Source organism: Neptuniibacter sp. QD48_55, assembly GCF_047778115.1.
Classification (GTDB): Bacteria; Pseudomonadota; Gammaproteobacteria; order Pseudomonadales; family Balneatricaceae; genus Neptuniibacter.
Map to the genome: position 1 here is coordinate 1,747,651 of NZ_CP180555.1, position 16,381 is coordinate 1,764,031.

The following is a 16,381-nucleotide window of genomic DNA, read 5'->3' on the forward strand; positions in this document are numbered from 1 at the left end:
CCCTATAGATTACAGACGAAGAACACTCCCATACTCAGTACGGCTGTCATCAAGGTGTTTTTAGTTAAAAGCATCAACACGATGGCAGCTAGTGCGCCTATGATATACGGGCTGCCCAAGCTCGTTGTTAGCTCTCCTTCCTGTAAAAATACTAATGGACCTATCACGGCTGCTAGTACCGCAGGGGCCGAATAGCTAAGTAGTTCTAGCGCTTTATCATTTAGCTTTAATGGTAAGCGGGGTTCTAAAAAGAGATAGCGACTTGCGAATACAACGATCGCCATAAGCCCGAACAATAGCCAATCATTCATTTTGATTTCTCCGCTGTGCATTTAAAGAAATAGCCACTTAGCATCCCTAATATAATTGAGATCAATAAGCCTGCTTGAATCTCATGAGCTTCGCAGTACACAGATACCACCAGTGATACGCCTACACAGACCAGATAAGAGAGGTTTTTAATCATCGGGATGAGTATGGCGATAAATGTAGCGACAACCGCGAAGTCCAATCCAAGGTTAGTTAGATTGGGCAAAGCTGCGCCTGTGACAATCCCGAGAAGCGTTGCAAAGTTCCAAGCGATATAGAAGCTTAAGCCGCCACCCAAAGCATACCATCGATTAAATATACCGTTATCTTGCGTGCCATTTACGAAGAGTTCATCGGTTAACAGGAAACCGAGTGAACTGCGCCATTTAAGGGGTAGGGTCTGGATATACTGTCGCATTGCCATGCTATACAGCAGATGTCGTGAGGTAATCAGCAATGTGGTGACGAGTATGCTAAATGCTGAAGCGCCAGCTTGTAGCATACCTATAGCAACCAACTGTGAAGTGCCCGCAAATACAAACAGTGACATGGCCTGAGTTTGCCAAGCGGTTAGACCTGATTCGATCCCGTATGCGCCGACTAATATGCCCCAAGGCAGCACAGCGACAATAAGGGGTAACATCGCAACCGTGCCTTTAAGGAAGGATTGCTTAGGGTTTAATGGAATTTTTACCTGACTATTCACTTTCACGCTCTTTCTTATGTTGAGCGATAAAGATAAATATTCAGTGGTTGTGAGTCTTGTACGGGATTGCTGCGTGTTTGTGATGCTAGTTTCTTATCTGCCGAGCATATTGACCCGGCGTTACACCGATAGTGCGTTTGAAATGACGGTTAAGATGGCTCTGATCGTGAAAGCCTGCTTTTAAGGCGGCATCCAATAGTTTGTCGCCTTGAGCTATAAAACGTTTACTAAGCCGTACACGGGATTGTATTTGATAAGCATGAGGAGGGAGCCCGTAGAACTTTTGGAACTGTCGCACTAGATGAAAAGCACTGATGCCCGCAAGTTTGGCTAGATCTTCTAAAGACACATCAGCTTGAGGGTGATCATCGAGGTAGTTTTTTACCAAAGCGACTCGGGATTTAGCATCAGCCTGTTCAGGTATCTCTGTGCTGCATTTACCATGACGCTGCATCAACTTGAGTAATGCGTTGTATAACAGTGTCTCGCGTAGCAAACGGTTATCAGAGTGTTGTAGGTGATATAGTGCTAGACGAAACAAGCCAGCAAGCTCTGGATCTTTAACGACAGGTTCCGAGAAATAGACGGAGCCGCTGATATTTAGGCCCGCTTCTTTAGCAATGCTGGCTAATTGATCAGGTAGTGGGTAGATCGCTTTATAAGACCAGCCACCTTCAGCTGCGGAGTGTCCATCGTGTACTTCGTCATGATTAACTAGGATGATACTGTCTTGAGGCGCAACGTGGTTGGCACCATTTCTAAGAAAGCGCTGAGCACCTTCCTCAATCACACCTACCGTATAGCCCTCATGGCTATGCCTAGAGAAATTCTGGCGCTCATAGGACGCTTCTAGCATCTCTAATCCGCCGAGTTCATCTTCTATATGGTAGTTAGCGATCTCTTTTTTGCTCATGGCTACATTCTAGCGCAAACCGTATTCCGGTTTTTGTACAAAATTGATCTTTTACGTGGGTAGAGTGGCTATAGGATTGAGAATTTATCGCGTGTTTTTAGACTAGTTTGACCATAATATCGTGAAGGACGTTTGCAGCAGCATGTAATCTTCGCGATCCATCCATCAAATGATGATAGATTTCTCGTTTGCAAAGCATCTCTGTGGTGACTTCGCCTTGGAAGAGTTCTTGTAAGCTGTGTCTATACAGTCTTTCTATACGTCTATGAGCATGCCGGGCAATTTGCGCATCTTTCTCGCTACCAGCAGGATAGGTAGACAGTCCTCCAAAACCTCTCTCTAAGGCTTCGCAACCCGTTAAAAGCTCTTCAAGAATTCTCACCATCTGTTCGTCGGGCTCAACGCCTAGATCGAGCATCTCATTTATGGTGCTTTTACAGTGCGTAATGATCCAATCTAACGCAGCTATTGCACGGTAGATATCTTCGCGATCGATAGGAGTAGAAAATGCCCGGTTCAACTGGTGCAAGTTACGAATTTTGAGCGCGTCCGCTTGGTGCTCATCTGCTGCTAATACCTCAGCAAGATAGGGATTAGGGCTTTTCATATATTGATAGAGGTTTCGTATCGTTACCGTTACCAACGTACATTGCTCGGTTAGAAGTAAGAAAAAATCAGGTGGCGTAGGGACAATCCTATTAAGGAGTTTACGAAAGAGGTTTTGTTTACTCTGATCGCTCATATCCAATCCTTTTCTATATTAAAGCAAGCTTAGTAAGGCTCAGTACGCCATAACTAATAATGGAGACTATGCCAGCACCAGGTATGGTGATTAGCCAAGTGATGCCGATCTCTTTAGCCTTTGTCCATCTAACGGCTTTAGCTCTCTCTGCCGCGCCTATACCCATAATAGATGAGGAAACTACATGGGTGGTCGATACTGGCGCGCCAATCATTGAGGCCAAAAAAATAACGCCTGCAGATGAGGCTTGAGAGTTAAAGGCATGTAGGGGCCTAATTTTGTAGATTGAGAAGGCTAGGGTTCTAACGATTCGCCAGCCTCCAAGTAGCGTGCCTAATGTAATAGAGATGGCACAAACTAGGATGACCCAAAATGGCACTACAAATTCCGTGATCTCACCGCTCATTAGTAAGCAGAGGGTTAATACACCCATACTTTTTTGGGCATCATTAGCGCCGTGAGAGAAGGCTAACCCTGCGGTAGTGAACCATTGAGCGCCCCTTAATTCACGATTGATCAAAGGGCTGGCTGCTCGCAATAGATACAGGGTGATTCGTTGCAGTAAAAAGCCTATCCAAAATCCTGCTAAAGGGGATATAAACAGTGCTAGCAGCACCTTAGTAACGCCAGTGATCTGTCCTTGGGCTAATTGTGAAAAACCCCAGAGTACATGTTCTGGCCCGGCTGATACGACAACCGCCCCAACTAAACCACCAACCAATGCGTGTGACGAAGACGAGGGTAGGCCTCTATACCAAGTAAACAGATTCCAAACTGTGGCAGCTAATAAGCCGCAGATCACTAATGAGAGAGATAGATTGTTTGGGAGATCATCTAACGTCACGAATTTACCAATGGTGTTTGCGACTGCCGTACCGCCAAGCATAGGCCCCAAAAAGGTGAATGTGCCTATGACTAAAATAGCTTGTAGAGGTGTCATTGCATGCGAAGCGATCACCGATGCGATCATATTGGATGCGTCGTGAAATCCATTGGTGAGGTCGAAGACTATAACAATGGCTGTCGCAACTATGAGGAATAGCCAAATTTGATCCATCTAATTTGCTGACTCCCATTAGCTTAAGATTTTTGTAGGCTAATAACTTAATAGTAGTCAGAGAATGGATTTATGGATTTGAAAAGGGCAGGAGAATTTAGTGCATGATCAGAAAACCCATTCCCAAAAGTATGGGAACGGGTTTATGAGTTGAAAATTAGGATAACGCTATACGTTAACAACCCACTTTAGTTTTTTCTCTATAGCTTGAATCATCAGGCCAGCAACGTCTTTACCGGTTGCGCCTTCGATGCCTTCCAAGCCCGGAGAAGAGTTTACCTCTAACAGTAAAGGACCTTTCGCTGAACGAATGATATCTACGCCAGCTACTTTGAGGCCCATAGCCTTAGCTGCTTTAATAGCGATCTTCTTCTCATCTGATGTTGGAACGATAAGGCTCGCTGTACCACCCTGATGGATATTAGCTCTGAATTCGCCAGGTTCAGCTTCACGCTGAATCGAAGCCACAACTTTACCATCCACTACAAAGCAGCGGATATCTTTGCCATTGGCTTCTTTTATAAACTCCTGAACGAGAATGTCGGCCTTAAGGCTCTTGAATGCATTAATAACACTCTCTGCGGCTTTCTTGGTTTCAGCGAGTACAACGCCTTTACCTTGAGTACCTTCAAGCAACTTAATGATCAGTGGTGCGCCACCAACCATGTTGATCAGATCATCCGTTTCTAGCGGTGAGTTAGCAAAGCCCGTGATCGGAATATCAATCTTGCTCTCGAAGAGGAGTTGTAGGGAATGCAACTTATCGCGAGATTGAGTAATAGCCCCAGCGGTATTTAGACAATACACACCCATAGATTCAAATTGACGTGTCAGTGCGCAGCCATAGAAGGTCATGCTTGGGCGTATCCGTGGGATAATTGCATCAAGGTCGTTGAGTACCTTGCCGCCACGATAATGAACCTCTGGATTTTCAGCATCCATCTTCATATAGCAGTGCTTGATATTCAGGAACACCATTTCGTGACCGCGCTCTTCACCTGCTTCCATAATCCTACGATTACTGTAGAGATTTGGGTTGCTAGCTAGTACGCCGATTTTCATGCCTTTTTTAGGTGGTTTTTTGCTTAGATAGAGTTCTTTCAACTCATCATCTGCAATATCACCTAAACAAAAAGAATCTTCTGGATCTACTATCAGCTTACCCGACATCGCTTCACGGCCTAGTAGCATGCGATAGCCCATCGCATCTCGATTGGTCAGGGTAAGTTCAACATCCCAGCTTTGATCGCCAATAGCTAAGCTTGTTTTGATTACATAGCGTTTTTCCGATGTGCCGCTAGAGCTTTTAACGCTCCTGCGATCATAAACAGGCGCTTCACAATGAACTACTGTCTTGCGATTGTCCTGCAATGGGCATACATCAAACCTAACCCAAGCAACGCCATCTCGTTGAAATTGTTGGATATTTAAAGCATGGATTGCAGATGTTTTGGCACCAGAGTCGACTCTGGCTTTGATTGCAGGAACGGCAAGTTGAGGGAACTTGCACCATTCTTCAGCGCCACAGATGTTCTTTTCGATTGTCACTCATTTGATCCTTGGTTAAGGCTATTACCTTTGGTATATGAGTGTAATAGGGCGAATGCTTTAATCAAGAGCAAATCTGTTTTTGTGGGGTTTATATGCAAATTTCAGAAGATATTAGAGTGGATCTGAAAGGACAAAGGCCTAGCGAATACTAGGCCTTAGAGAATTTATTCAGCGGTTAGCTTTTCTAGCTGTTTAAACTCTTTAATACCACTGATCTGATCTTCTGCGTGGTGGTTAACATATAGCACCGTTGTGTCACCGCTGGCACAGATCTTCTCAATTAACGCGAGTACGAGCTGACGGTTAATATCGTCGAGGCCTAAGCAAGGCTCGTCGAGGATTAATAAAGTAGGGTGCTTAACCATTGCGCGAGCGATCAACAACAAACGTTGGTCACCAAAAGAAAGCTGGTTGTATGGTTCGTTGGCTCGATCTTCCATGCCTAGTAGGGCTAGCCACTGGTCTGCGACTTCTTTCTGTTTATCGGTACTCTTTGTGTACATACCGATACTGTCGTGGAAGCCGGAGATAATGGCGTTTCTAAGGCTGATGCTTACACGGTATTCCCACTGCAGAGCAGTAGATACATAGCCGATATATTGCTTGATCTGCCAGATGGTTTCACCGTTGCCGCGTTGCATACCGAATACAAATATATCGTTGGTATAGCATTGTGGGTGGTCACCGGTAATTAGGTTGAGCAAACAAGTCTTACCACTGCCGTTAGGCCCGCTTAGTTGCCAGTGTTGCCCAGGCTTAATGGTCCAGTTAAGGCCATCAATAACTTTTGAATCTGCGTAGGCAATTTTAATATCCGTTAAACGCACCAGCGGATCTTCTGGATTCAGTGCTGGTGGACGATCGGATTCATCTGTAGGTGGCACAGATAGATCAGTCGTTTTCAGGTGTAGCAATTGATACAGGTCGTCGTAAGCCTGTTTGTCGTTAATATCAACCGTGTGATGAAGCTCGCCTTTGTCGGTATAAGCAACATGGGTGATGAAGTCCGGCATTTCATCAAAACGGTTTAATACCAGAATCATGCCCATTGAATCGATCTTGCTTGCTAGCAGGTCGTGTAGCAGCTTCATAGAGTCAGCGTCTAGACCATCGAAAGGCTCATCCAGAATGATGAGGTCTGGATTATTCGCTAGGGCGCGAATTAGCATGATCTTACGCGTTTCACCTGTTGAGAGCTTTCTGAAACTACGATCGAGCATATGTTCTAGTTTGAACATGCTAACAAGTTGATCGAGTAAGTCAGCATCAAATTCTGGGTAGATCGCTTTACCTTCTTCCAGAATTTCTCTTACCGGTGTGCCTTCACTAATAACATCCATGATATCGGCATCGTCTTTCTTTAGCTCTCGGGCAATCAGTTCTGCCTGAGCTTCAAAAGAAACAAGTTCAACATGTTTTGGTAGGCCCGAGATAGTCCCACTGACTTTATCGCCTGCACCGGCCAAGATTGCAGATAGGGCAGACTTACCGGAACCGTTGGTGCCAGTAATCACCCAATGTTGGTTGGGTTCAATCGTCCAATTGATGTTGTTGAGCGTGAAAGACTCACCAAATTCTGCCGTGTAATTCTCAATCTTAATGCTGTTCATAGTCTCTATTATGCGGATCTATCGATTGGGTTTTATAGGGATTTGTTACGGAAAAGGCTTAAATTTAGCTAAAAAAAAGCCAAGGCAAAGCCTTGGCTTTAATTTTCTTACAAGAAAGAAAATGTACAAATATCAGATAATTATACGATCTTCTTCATGTCAGACATGTGACCACGTAACACTTGACCGATCGCTTCAACTGGGTGAGAGCGTAGCGCTTCGTTAACTTCAATTAGGCGAGCGTTATCTACGCCAGTATCAGCAAGGTCTAGACCTTTACCGATAACATCAGTTTTGATGTCTTTCATGAAGTCGCCTAGTAGTGGTAGGCAAGCGTGGTTGTATAGGTAGCAGCCGTACTCAGCAGTATCAGAGATAGTTGCGTTCATTTCGTAAAGCTTCTTACGTGCGATTGTGTTAGCAATCAGCGGAGTTTCGTGTAGAGACTCGTAGTAAGCAGATTCAGCGATGATGCCTGCAGCAGTCATAGTTTCGAATGCTAGTTCAACACCCGCTTTAACCATTGCAACCATTAGGATACCGTTGTCGAAGAACTCTTGCTCAGAGATCTCTACGTCGCCTGCTGGAGTCTTCTCGAAGTTAGTCTCAGCAGTTTCTGCACGCCAGCCTAGAAGATTCTTGTCGTCGTTCGCCCAGTCTTCCATCATCACGCGAGAGAAAGTACCGTCGATGATGTCATCTTGGTGCTTGTTGTAAAGTGGGCGCATGATAACTTTTAGCTCTTCAGAAAGATCGAATGCTTTGATCTTAGCTGGGTTAGATAGACGGTCTAGCATGTTAGTCACGCCGCCGTATTTAAGAGCTTCAGTGATTGTTTCCCAACCGTACTGGATAAGCTTAGATGCGTAACCAGCGTCGATGCCTTCTTCAACCATTTTGTCGAAGCAAAGGATAGAACCAGTCTGTAGCATACCGCAAAGGATAGTCTGCTCACCCATAAGGTCAGACTTAACTTCAGCGATGAAAGAAGACATTAGAACGCCTGCTTTGTGACCGCCAGTACCTACAGCGTAAGCTTTAGCTAGTGCAAGACCTTCGCCTTTAGGATCGTTGTCTTCGTGTACAGCGATAAGCGTAGGTACACCGAAACCACGAACGTATTCAGCACGTACTTCAGAACCTGGGCACTTAGGAGCAACCATGATTACTGTTAGGTCGTCACGGATCTGCATACCTTCCTCAACGATGTTGAAACCGTGAGAGTAAGATAGGCAAGCGCCTTCTTTCATTAGAGGCATCACAGCTTCAACAACAGGTGTGTGCTGCTTGTCTGGAGTAAGGTTAAGAACTACGTCAGCAGTTGGGATTAGTTCTTCGTAAGTACCAACAACGAAACCGTTCTCTGTAGCGTTTTTCCAAGACTGACGCTTTTCAGCGATTGCTGCTGGACGTAGAGCGTAAGAAACGTCTAGACCACTGTCACGCAGGTTAAGACCCTGGTTTAGGCCCTGTGCACCACAACCGATAACAACCATTTTTTTGCCTTTAAGAGCTTCAACGCCATCGCTGAACTCATCCATAGACATAAAACGACATTTACCCAGCTGTTCTAGCTGCTCACGCAGTGGAAGCGTGTTGAAATAGTTCTTAGACATTTCTACATTCCGTAATAAATAAAAAGTCGGTTAACCGACATGTTTGTTATAGCGCTACTCTAAAAGATAAAGGGTATCGCGTAAAATGATATATATGGTTTGCTCTGTTGCGTTTCTTGCAACGATTAATCCCATACAAAGTGAGGCAATAATAGCGCTTTATTTACAGGTATCCAGTTTAAATAGATGAAAACTGTTCCTGATCACCAAATTTGGCCATAACTGTATGTTTAATAGGCAAAAAGTGGGCTTATTACGATTAATTTTGCATATGCGTGAAATAGTGCTTGCTAAAGGGTCAGGGGATCTATAATATTCGCGCCACATTGATGCGGGGTGGAGCAGCTTGGTAGCTCGTCGGGCTCATAACCCGAAGGTCGTTGGTTCAAATCCAGCCCCCGCTACCAAATTCAGATTTAGCCGATTTAGTTAACGCTAAGTCGGTTTTTTCGTTTCTAAACCTCGTTCAAATCATTTAGTTACTGTCCTGCCAAAAATACCGGCTGTCGATAAGCCCCCCAATTGCCATGACTTTCTTCAAAACGACCTGGTAAGGGTTCACCACAGCCAACACAACAGCCAGATTTAAGATTCCACTCTCCTAGCTGATACCAATCTCGTTCAATTAAACGTAATCCGCAGTTGTGGCAGTAGGTTGAGCTACCAGAAGTGTCATGCACGTTACCCGTGTAAACATACCTCAGTCCGTTTTTCATCGCTATATCTCGTGCACGCGTAAGAGTTGATGCAGGTGTTCGGTCTTTGTCTCTCATTTTCCAATCAGGGTGAAAAGCAGAGAAATGTAGTGGGATGGCGGGCCCAAGATTGTTGTAAATCCATTGGGTCATTGCCTCGATCTCTTCATCGCTGTCATTTTCGTCAGGAATAAGTAGGGTTGTGATCTCAAACCATACTGAGGTTTCATTATGAAGGTAGAGAAGAGTGTCGAGTACGGGGGCTAGGCTGGCTCCACAAATCTTTTTGTAGAAACGTTCTGAAAATGCTTTTAGGTCTATATTTGCGGCGTCCATATGCTCAAAAAAACGAGGGCGCGCTATATCGGTAATATAACCCGCGCTAACTGCAATAGAGTTAATTTGATATTCATGGCATGCAATCGCAACATCTTCAGCGTATTCGAGAAAGATGACTGGATCATTATAGGTATACGCGATTGAGCGACAATGGTGTTCCTGACAGTATTTTGCTAATTGTTCTGGGCTGGCTGCATCGGCAAGCCTATCCATCTCTCGGGCTTTGCTCATATCCCAATTTTGACAAAACTTACAGGTGAGGTTGCAACCGGCTGTACCGAAAGATAATACTGGAGTCCCTGGTAGGTAATGATTTAGTGGCTTTTTCTCTATGGGGTCTATACAAAATCCACTCGAGCGCCCATAAGTGTATAGGCGCATCCGGCCACCTTCATTACCACGTACAAAACAGAGACCACGTTGTTCGTCTGATAACTTGCATAAACGTGGGCATAGATCACATTGAATTTTGTTTTGATCAAGTTCATGCCAGAACCCCACTTCAATGACACTCATACTGGGTTCCTATTTGGGTAATTAATCGCTGATGTTTTAAAAACTTTCGTAACTTATTTCTATACTTGAAGAGTAGGACGGCCCGTGAAAGTTAGCAATCAAACGACCTTCATGGGCTCTTGTTAAATGGGATATACCACGAGAAGCTTATGAATACTCGTCAGCCAGCCGTGTCCGGTTTGTTTTACCCAGATGATGCTAGAGAATTGGCATGTGAAGTAGATACTTTATTAAGGCAAGAGCAGAGAGAAGTGGTCCCGAACTTAAGAGCTCTAATAGTCCCTCATGCTGGATATATTTATTCAGGAAGTGTTGCGGCCGCAGCTTATAGTTGTATCCCTCAAGATGCACTGTTTAAGTACATTTTATTAATCGGGCCAAGCCATCGAGTGGCATTTCAAGGTATGGCTGTTCCTTTGGCTGATCAATTCAATACTCCACTTGGTAACATCGCTATCGCTACGGATAGAGTCAGTGAATTAGTTGATAAAGGCTTAGTTAGATACAACGACCTTGCGCATAGGCAAGAGCATAGTCTTGAAGTCCAGTTACCATTTATTCAGCAAATCGACATTCAAGCGGATTTAATTCCCGTCGTAGTTGGAAATGCAACTGCAAGTGAAGTCGGCAAGATAATCTTGCCTGCATTACAAGATTCAGAGGTACTCACCGTTATCAGTACGGACTTGAGTCATTACCATTCTTACGTTCAAGCTAAGTTAATCGACGAAAACACCAATAAACGAATTATTGATGGTGATACTGATATCACAGGTAATGAAGCTTGCGGATACATGGGCCTTAATGGTTTATTGTTGGCATTAGCTTCCACTGACTTAAAACCACATCTATTGCAAACCAGTAACTCTGGAGACAGCGCGGGGGATAAGGCTCGTGTCGTAGGGTACGGAGCTTATGCCATCTACTGAATTCAGTCACGAACAGCAAAAGTTGATGATTGAAATTGTTCAAGATTCAATTGCATCAAAGCTTGAATTACAGTCAAAAAATGAGCCCATAGATTATGATTCAATTTCAAAACAGTTATGGCTTAACAAGCCAGCTGCAACATTTGTAACTTTGTCTATCAATGGCGAGCTACGAGGTTGTATCGGCACATTAGAAGCACGACGGTCTTTACTCAAAGATTTACAGAGCAATGCAGTGAACGCAGCCTTTTATGATTCTCGTTTTGAGCCTGTTTCTGTAAGTGAATATGAGGCGCTTTCTATACATATCTCTGTTTTAACGGCTCCAGTAGAATTAAGCGTATTAAACGAGAAAGAACTGCTTGGTTACTTAAGGCCGGGAATTGATGGACTAATAATTGAAGAAAGAGGCCATCGCGCCACTTTTCTACCTCAAGTGTGGCAGCAGTTATCTACGCCACTTTCATTTCTGCAGAGATTGAAGTTAAAAGCAGGTTTGCCGATAGATTACTGGAGTGAATATATGCGCTTTTATACCTACCAGGCGATAGATGTGCTTGATCATGATAGACACGTCAGAAATTAATAGTTTAGATAATCATCACTTTGGTTTTGTCGTTGTTGCTTTAGCTCGGTAGCAGCCGCTGCTTTTTGGAGCTTTTCGTCACTCCACATTGATACTTCGGAAGGTTTCATGCCTTTTGAGACCATAGTGCCGTCACCCGGACGTGTTATTTCTACCTGTCCATGTTCGTTCTTGATGTAAACCCCTTTACCTTCCAGCATGGTTACATCAAGTGAATCGGAGAAGATCATACCTCCCCAGAACTCTGTACCACGTACACCAATGGTTGCAACGGGGGTGTGGATTTCGAATTTAGGCTGTTTTTGCTTACCAATTGATCCGGTTAAGGTTCTAAATGCACCTTTTAGCATTTTAAAACTAACATCCGAGGTTTGGGCTTTTTTATCAAATTGATATTTGGAGAGCTCAAATTGGGTGTTTTCGGCCAGAGATATAGTTGTTTTATCAGCTAACTTGATCAAAATCTTACTACCAACAGGGGTGATTAAAACGTCTTCAATAAATAGGGGATCATTCCTTTTGATGAAAAGATGCTGATTCTGCCGTTCTACAAGTGGTTTTCCTTGGATAAGCACAACCTTACCAATTTCATTATTGGCAGCCACAGGATTGGAAATAAAACAGAATAATAAAAAGAGAATGCGTGAAAAATTGGACAGAAGTGACATCTTTATGCTCCATGCTCTTTGAATCAGATAAACACAAGGTACTTAGGGTTAATTGTGACATCAATTCTGTAGATGGCAATTGAGTCACCATTTTTGATCTTGCCATAACGTAAAGTTTCTCCTTTTAATGACACCAATTTATTTCTTGCCTCAAGACATTTTCGTAACTGAATTTACTCGAAACAGCATACAATTTTTGTAGTTATTTTTTGTGTTACCCTCTGTTAGTTCAAAAAATTACTTAGCAGTTAAGAATGGAATCGTAACTATGGTCATAATCCCAACCGAGAAGAAATTTGATTGGCGAAGACCGCCTTTTGTGCTGTTTTTCTTGGTTATATTGAATGTCGTTGTGTTCTTCTTCGCGCAAGATAAAGACGAAGAGATGCATCAACGATGCACTTTCTCGCTACTCAGAGCTCCAGTATTTCGATGCTGAGTGGGATATGTACCTAAATTACCTCAAAGAAGATGGGGTCGCTGATCAGCAGATAGCCGAATACCAGAATCTACATCAATCAGGGAAGACACTTGAATTAAGTTACTATTTGTTAAGTGACTTAAATTTCTTTGAATATCTGCGCTATAACCAAGTACGTTTTGATGAACCGGGCAGTGGTGATTATTGGGTCAATCGTTCTGAACTATATGATCTCATTTCTAGTACCACTATTTTTGGCCATGGTTTAAAACCAAAAGCATTTTCACCGCTTGATTTAGTGACCTTTCAGTTTCTGCATGGCGATTTATTCCACCTTATAGGCAATATATTCTTTTTAATTATTTTTGGTTTCGCCGTAGAGGCCGCTATAGGCCATCTTCGCTTCTTACTCTTTTATTTACTGGGCGGAATCGCCGGTGGCGTACTTTTCTTATTTGTTAACTCACAAAGCCCAAGTGCTTTAGTTGGAGCCTCAGGTTCAATTTCTGCGGTTATGGCAATGTATTTAGGTGTTTTCCGTTTTAGGAAGATAGAGTTTTTCTATTGGTTCTTCATCTTTGTTGGCTTCATGCGTGCGCCAGCTCTATGGGTATTAGGGCTTTATATTGCAAACGAGCTTTATCAGTTTGCCACAGTGACCGACTCTAACGTCGCTTTCATGGCGCATACGGGTGGGTTTATCGCAGGTGCATTACTTATATTTACGACAATTCTTGTTTCGCCAAAAGTACTGGATGAAGAATACCTTGAAAAAAAGGAAGACCTTGCAGAAGACGTAAAGGCGCGAGACAAGATCTACCATCTATTAGGTAAATTTTCCTTTAAAACAGCTATTTCAGCCATTGATGAGTTTGAAGAAAAGTACGGTTCTGATTTTGAACTGAGGCGCGTGAAGTATGAAATCCTAAAGGCACAGCATAACGATAATTATCGACTAGTGGCTTTACAACTTTTAACTTACGAAAAGCCGACTGCTGAAGAGCTCGATAAGATAGAAGAGCTGTGGCATTGCAGTTCTTTTGCTCAAGAAGAGCTTAAGAATGATGAGCTATTACAGTTAGCTTGGAAAATGGTGACACTTTCAAGTCTTAAAACTTCTGAAGAGATTTTCACCATGCTTTATAGCCGTGGCATGAAAACAGAAGAATTTAGCCACTTGGCTAGAAAGTTATCAGTAGCATTTGGTGAGAGGGAGCACGATGCCAAATGTAAACGCTATGCAACTGCTGCGGATGAGATTTACGAACGTAGCCGTCGTGGTTTATTTAATTAGTCGTTAGGGTTTATATGGATCATTGTAAATACCACCCTTTAAAAGCCTCAACTTATCACTGTAATACGTGTCATCTTAGTGTATGTGATAGTTGTGTCGATGAAACAGATGAAGATATTCGTTGCGTTCGTTGTGGTGAAAAATTAGAGAGCTTAGGTGCCGGAGCTAATATTGAGCCTTTTTGGCGCAGGTTGGATCTGGCATTTCGATATCCGATGAATACCCAAGTATTGATGCTTATTTTGGGTGCATCAGTACTCTCAGCCGTAGGCGCATTTATTGGCGGTTTGATTGGTTTTATTCTTTCTGTTTTGGTTGCTGGGGTAACGACCAAATTTAGTTTCCTTTGCTTACAGCAAACTGCTGATGGCAGTATGAAAGCACCTTTAGTCGCTGAAGCTTATAGTGGCGGCGTTAAAATGATTATTCATATCATTGCCATTTTTTTAGCCATTGGGTTGATGATGCTGGCAGTTTCGAAGACGTTTGGTGATTTCGTCACGACTTCCTTTGCTATGTTTTGGTTATTTTCACTTCCAGCAGTTTTTATTAACTATGCGCGTTTTGAAAGTATAGGCGCGGCGATCAACCCAATTGAGTTGGTTAAATTGGTGTGCAAATTAGGTCGATCCTATCTCATATTGCTTGCTTTTTTGTTGATCATGATTGCATCGGTTGCGACGCTCAATCAGCTATTTTCAGATTTCTATTTCTTTTCAAACATATTGGAAAGCATTACCTCTTATTACTATCTAATCGTGATCTTTCATCTGATGGGCTACCTATTGTTTCAGAAGCAACGTGCTTTAGGCTTTGCTAGCCGGTTTGATGAAGATGAGATGCAGATCCGGACTGACAAACTGCATTTTATGGACAAGGTCGAGGTGTTAACGAAAGAGGGGCGCTTTGAGGATGTCTCATACGAATTTAAAGAGGGTATAAAACGGTTCCCTAAAGAATTGGATATCTTTAACCGATATTTTGATTACCTCTGTGCTATTCAAAATTCAGATGATACAAGTACCTTCATGCCGGCTTATCTTGAGTGCCTTAAGCAGTCTAATCGGGAATCATTAATTCCGGTTTTGATCCAACGCGTTTATCAATATGATCCTGGCTTCAAGCTAAATGACCCATCGACTCGTCATGAGATTGCTAAACACTGTTTTGAAGCAGGAAAGCACAAGTTAACAATTAAGTTACTGAATGGTCTTCATCGTGATTTTCCTCAGTATGCAGGTAAAGTTCAGGCTTATGAGTTGATGGCTGATGCGCTAGAAGCGATGCCGGGCAAAGCGCAACAGGCTGAAAAATTCAGAGAAATGGCGGCCAAGATGGCTGCTGTGCACTGATTGCACTGGCTATTTGGAGGTATAAAAAGGAGCCGAACGGCTCCTTTTTTGCTTTTTAATTCATTCGTCGTTCAAGGCCTGCTTGAGCCATGATTCGTGTAGAGATCTCTTCAATCGAGAAGTTGGTGGTGTTGATCGTGGAGATGTTTAGCTTCTTAAACAGTCGCTCAACTTCACGGACTTCGAAATCACACTGATCTAGTGAGGCATAACGGCTATTCGGGCGGCGTTCGTGACGTATCGCAGATAGTTGGAATGGATCAATAGTCAGACCATAGAGCTTATGCTTGTGCTCCTCTAGCACTTCTGGAAGACGATTGAACTCCATATCTTCTTCGGTCAGAGGGTAGTTTGCTGCACGGATACCAAATTGCATCGCCATATATAGGCACGTCGGTGTCTTACCGCAGCGGGATACACCTACAAGGATGATATCCGCATTGGCGTATTGACGTGTACGCGCACCGTCATCGTTATCGATTGCAAAGTTTACGGAATCGATTCTGTCTTTGTAGCGAGTGCGCTCAACGATACCGTGGGATTTACCTACAGAATAATTGGAGTGAGCGTCAAGCTCGTTTTCTAGCGGCTTAAGGAAACTGGAAAAAACATCGATCTTAAAGGCATTTGATTCGGCGATAATATTCCGAATTTCTTCATTAACAACCGTATCAAAGATTAGAGGGCGAGTGCCATGTTGTTCGGCAACTTGGTTAATCTTCTGGACGGCCTCGCGAGCCTTTTCAACGTTATCTATGTAGGGAAGCGTAATCTGTTCGAATTCAATGCTATCAAACTGAGCAAGCAAACTATGCCCCAATGCTTCTGAGGTAAGACCTGTTCCGTCTGAAATAAAAAAAGCTGTTCGTTTCATTGTTTACTTACAATCTGCAACAAAAATATATGGCTGACTATACCAGATGTGGAGCAGGGTTGTGGCTCTGAAATATACTCATATTTCAAAGTCTGGTTATGATTTCATCAATAGTCTGATTGTCATCAAAATAATCCACCATATATGCGCTTTTTTCAGGGGATTTTTGCTGCTGAGTGCAGTAAGATTTGATCATTATTACA

General features: G+C 43.2%; 15 protein-coding genes, 1 tRNA gene and 1 pseudogene. 5 read left to right on the forward strand and 12 right to left on the reverse strand.

Features of this window, described 5'->3' with window-relative positions; translation table 11 throughout:
- Nucleotides 1–2: 2 nt before the first annotated feature.
- From ACMXYW_RS08110 to ilvC, 9 genes and pseudogenes are all read right to left on the reverse strand, one after another.
- Nucleotides 3–311, reverse strand: coding sequence for an AzlD domain-containing protein (locus ACMXYW_RS08110; protein ID WP_415905844.1), 309 nt, complete (start codon nucleotides 309–311; stop codon nucleotides 3–5).
- Nucleotides 308–1,015 (reverse strand): AzlC family ABC transporter permease, encoded by a 708-nt coding sequence (locus ACMXYW_RS08115; RefSeq protein ID WP_415905845.1) that lies wholly within the window; start codon nucleotides 1,013–1,015, stop codon nucleotides 308–310. Before ACMXYW_RS08115 ends, ACMXYW_RS08110 begins: the two co-directional genes overlap by 4 nt.
- An 85-nt stretch (nucleotides 1,016–1,100) precedes the next feature.
- A complete protein-coding gene (locus ACMXYW_RS08120; RefSeq protein WP_415905846.1) occupies nucleotides 1,101–1,928 on the reverse strand; it encodes an AraC family ligand binding domain-containing protein in 828 nt (275 codons plus the stop codon).
- A 97-nt stretch (nucleotides 1,929–2,025) separates the two neighbouring features.
- The gene (locus ACMXYW_RS08125; protein WP_415905847.1) at nucleotides 2,026–2,670 is read right to left on the reverse strand and encodes a DUF47 domain-containing protein; all 645 of its coding nucleotides are present in this window, start codon (nucleotides 2,668–2,670) and stop codon (nucleotides 2,026–2,028) included.
- A 13-nt stretch (nucleotides 2,671–2,683) separates the two neighbouring features.
- On the reverse strand, nucleotides 2,684–3,727 hold the full coding sequence (locus ACMXYW_RS08130; protein ID WP_415905848.1) for an inorganic phosphate transporter: 1,044 nt from the start codon (nucleotides 3,725–3,727) through the stop codon (nucleotides 2,684–2,686).
- Between the two features lie 168 nt (nucleotides 3,728–3,895).
- A complete protein-coding gene (gene rimK / locus ACMXYW_RS08135) occupies nucleotides 3,896–4,789 on the reverse strand; it encodes a 30S ribosomal protein S6--L-glutamate ligase (RefSeq protein WP_415884656.1) in 894 nt (297 codons plus the stop codon).
- Nucleotides 4,790–4,918: 129 nt separating this feature from the next.
- Nucleotides 4,919–5,275, reverse strand: a pseudogene (locus tag ACMXYW_RS08140) (ATP-dependent zinc protease); the annotation flags it as partial.
- A 167-nt stretch (nucleotides 5,276–5,442) separates the two neighbouring features.
- Entirely contained in the window at nucleotides 5,443–6,888 is a 1,446-nt protein-coding gene (gene modF / locus ACMXYW_RS08145) for a molybdate ABC transporter ATP-binding protein ModF (RefSeq protein WP_415905849.1), read from the reverse strand.
- A gap of 140 nt (nucleotides 6,889–7,028) precedes the next feature.
- Nucleotides 7,029–8,504 (reverse strand): ketol-acid reductoisomerase, encoded by a 1,476-nt coding sequence (ilvC, locus tag ACMXYW_RS08150; protein WP_415898288.1) that lies wholly within the window; start codon nucleotides 8,502–8,504, stop codon nucleotides 7,029–7,031.
- A gap of 330 nt (nucleotides 8,505–8,834) precedes the next feature.
- On the opposite strand from ilvC, the gene ACMXYW_RS08155 reads away from it, so the two are divergent.
- Nucleotides 8,835–8,911, forward strand: a tRNA-Met gene (locus tag ACMXYW_RS08155).
- Nucleotides 8,912–8,983: 72 nt separating this feature from the next.
- Here ACMXYW_RS08155 and amrS read toward each other — a convergent pair.
- Nucleotides 8,984–10,054: an AmmeMemoRadiSam system radical SAM enzyme gene (amrS, locus tag ACMXYW_RS08160; RefSeq protein WP_415905850.1), complete on the reverse strand. Its 1,071-nt coding sequence runs from the start codon at nucleotides 10,052–10,054 to the stop codon at nucleotides 8,984–8,986.
- A gap of 149 nt (nucleotides 10,055–10,203) precedes the next feature.
- On the opposite strand from amrS, the gene amrB reads away from it, so the two are divergent.
- Entirely contained in the window at nucleotides 10,204–10,983 is a 780-nt protein-coding gene (amrB, locus tag ACMXYW_RS08165; RefSeq protein ID WP_415905851.1) for an AmmeMemoRadiSam system protein B, read from the forward strand.
- The gene (gene amrA, locus ACMXYW_RS08170) at nucleotides 10,970–11,569 is read left to right on the forward strand and encodes an AmmeMemoRadiSam system protein A (RefSeq protein ID WP_415905852.1); all 600 of its coding nucleotides are present in this window, start codon (nucleotides 10,970–10,972) and stop codon (nucleotides 11,567–11,569) included. Before amrB ends, amrA begins: the two co-directional genes overlap by 14 nt.
- On the opposite strand, the gene ACMXYW_RS08175 is transcribed toward amrA, so the two are convergent.
- Nucleotides 11,566–12,237 (reverse strand): FecR domain-containing protein, encoded by a 672-nt coding sequence (locus ACMXYW_RS08175; protein ID WP_415905853.1) that lies wholly within the window; start codon nucleotides 12,235–12,237, stop codon nucleotides 11,566–11,568. The two genes, amrA and ACMXYW_RS08175, sit on opposite strands and share 4 nt — an antisense overlap.
- Before the next feature lie 344 nt (nucleotides 12,238–12,581).
- Here ACMXYW_RS08175 and ACMXYW_RS08180 point away from each other — a divergent pair, with 344 nt between their 5' ends.
- Nucleotides 12,582–13,952: a rhomboid family intramembrane serine protease gene (locus ACMXYW_RS08180; RefSeq protein ID WP_415905854.1), complete on the forward strand. Its 1,371-nt coding sequence runs from the start codon at nucleotides 12,582–12,584 to the stop codon at nucleotides 13,950–13,952.
- Nucleotides 13,953–13,966: 14 nt separating this feature from the next.
- The gene (locus ACMXYW_RS08185) at nucleotides 13,967–15,304 is read left to right on the forward strand and encodes a hypothetical protein (RefSeq protein WP_415905855.1); all 1,338 of its coding nucleotides are present in this window, start codon (nucleotides 13,967–13,969) and stop codon (nucleotides 15,302–15,304) included.
- 55 nt (nucleotides 15,305–15,359) lie between these two features.
- On the opposite strand, the gene ACMXYW_RS08190 is transcribed toward ACMXYW_RS08185, so the two are convergent.
- Complete coding sequence (locus tag ACMXYW_RS08190; protein ID WP_415905856.1) at nucleotides 15,360–16,178, reverse strand: pyruvate, water dikinase regulatory protein; 819 nt, start codon at nucleotides 16,176–16,178, stop codon at nucleotides 15,360–15,362.
- Between the last annotated feature and the right edge of the window lie 203 nt (nucleotides 16,179–16,381).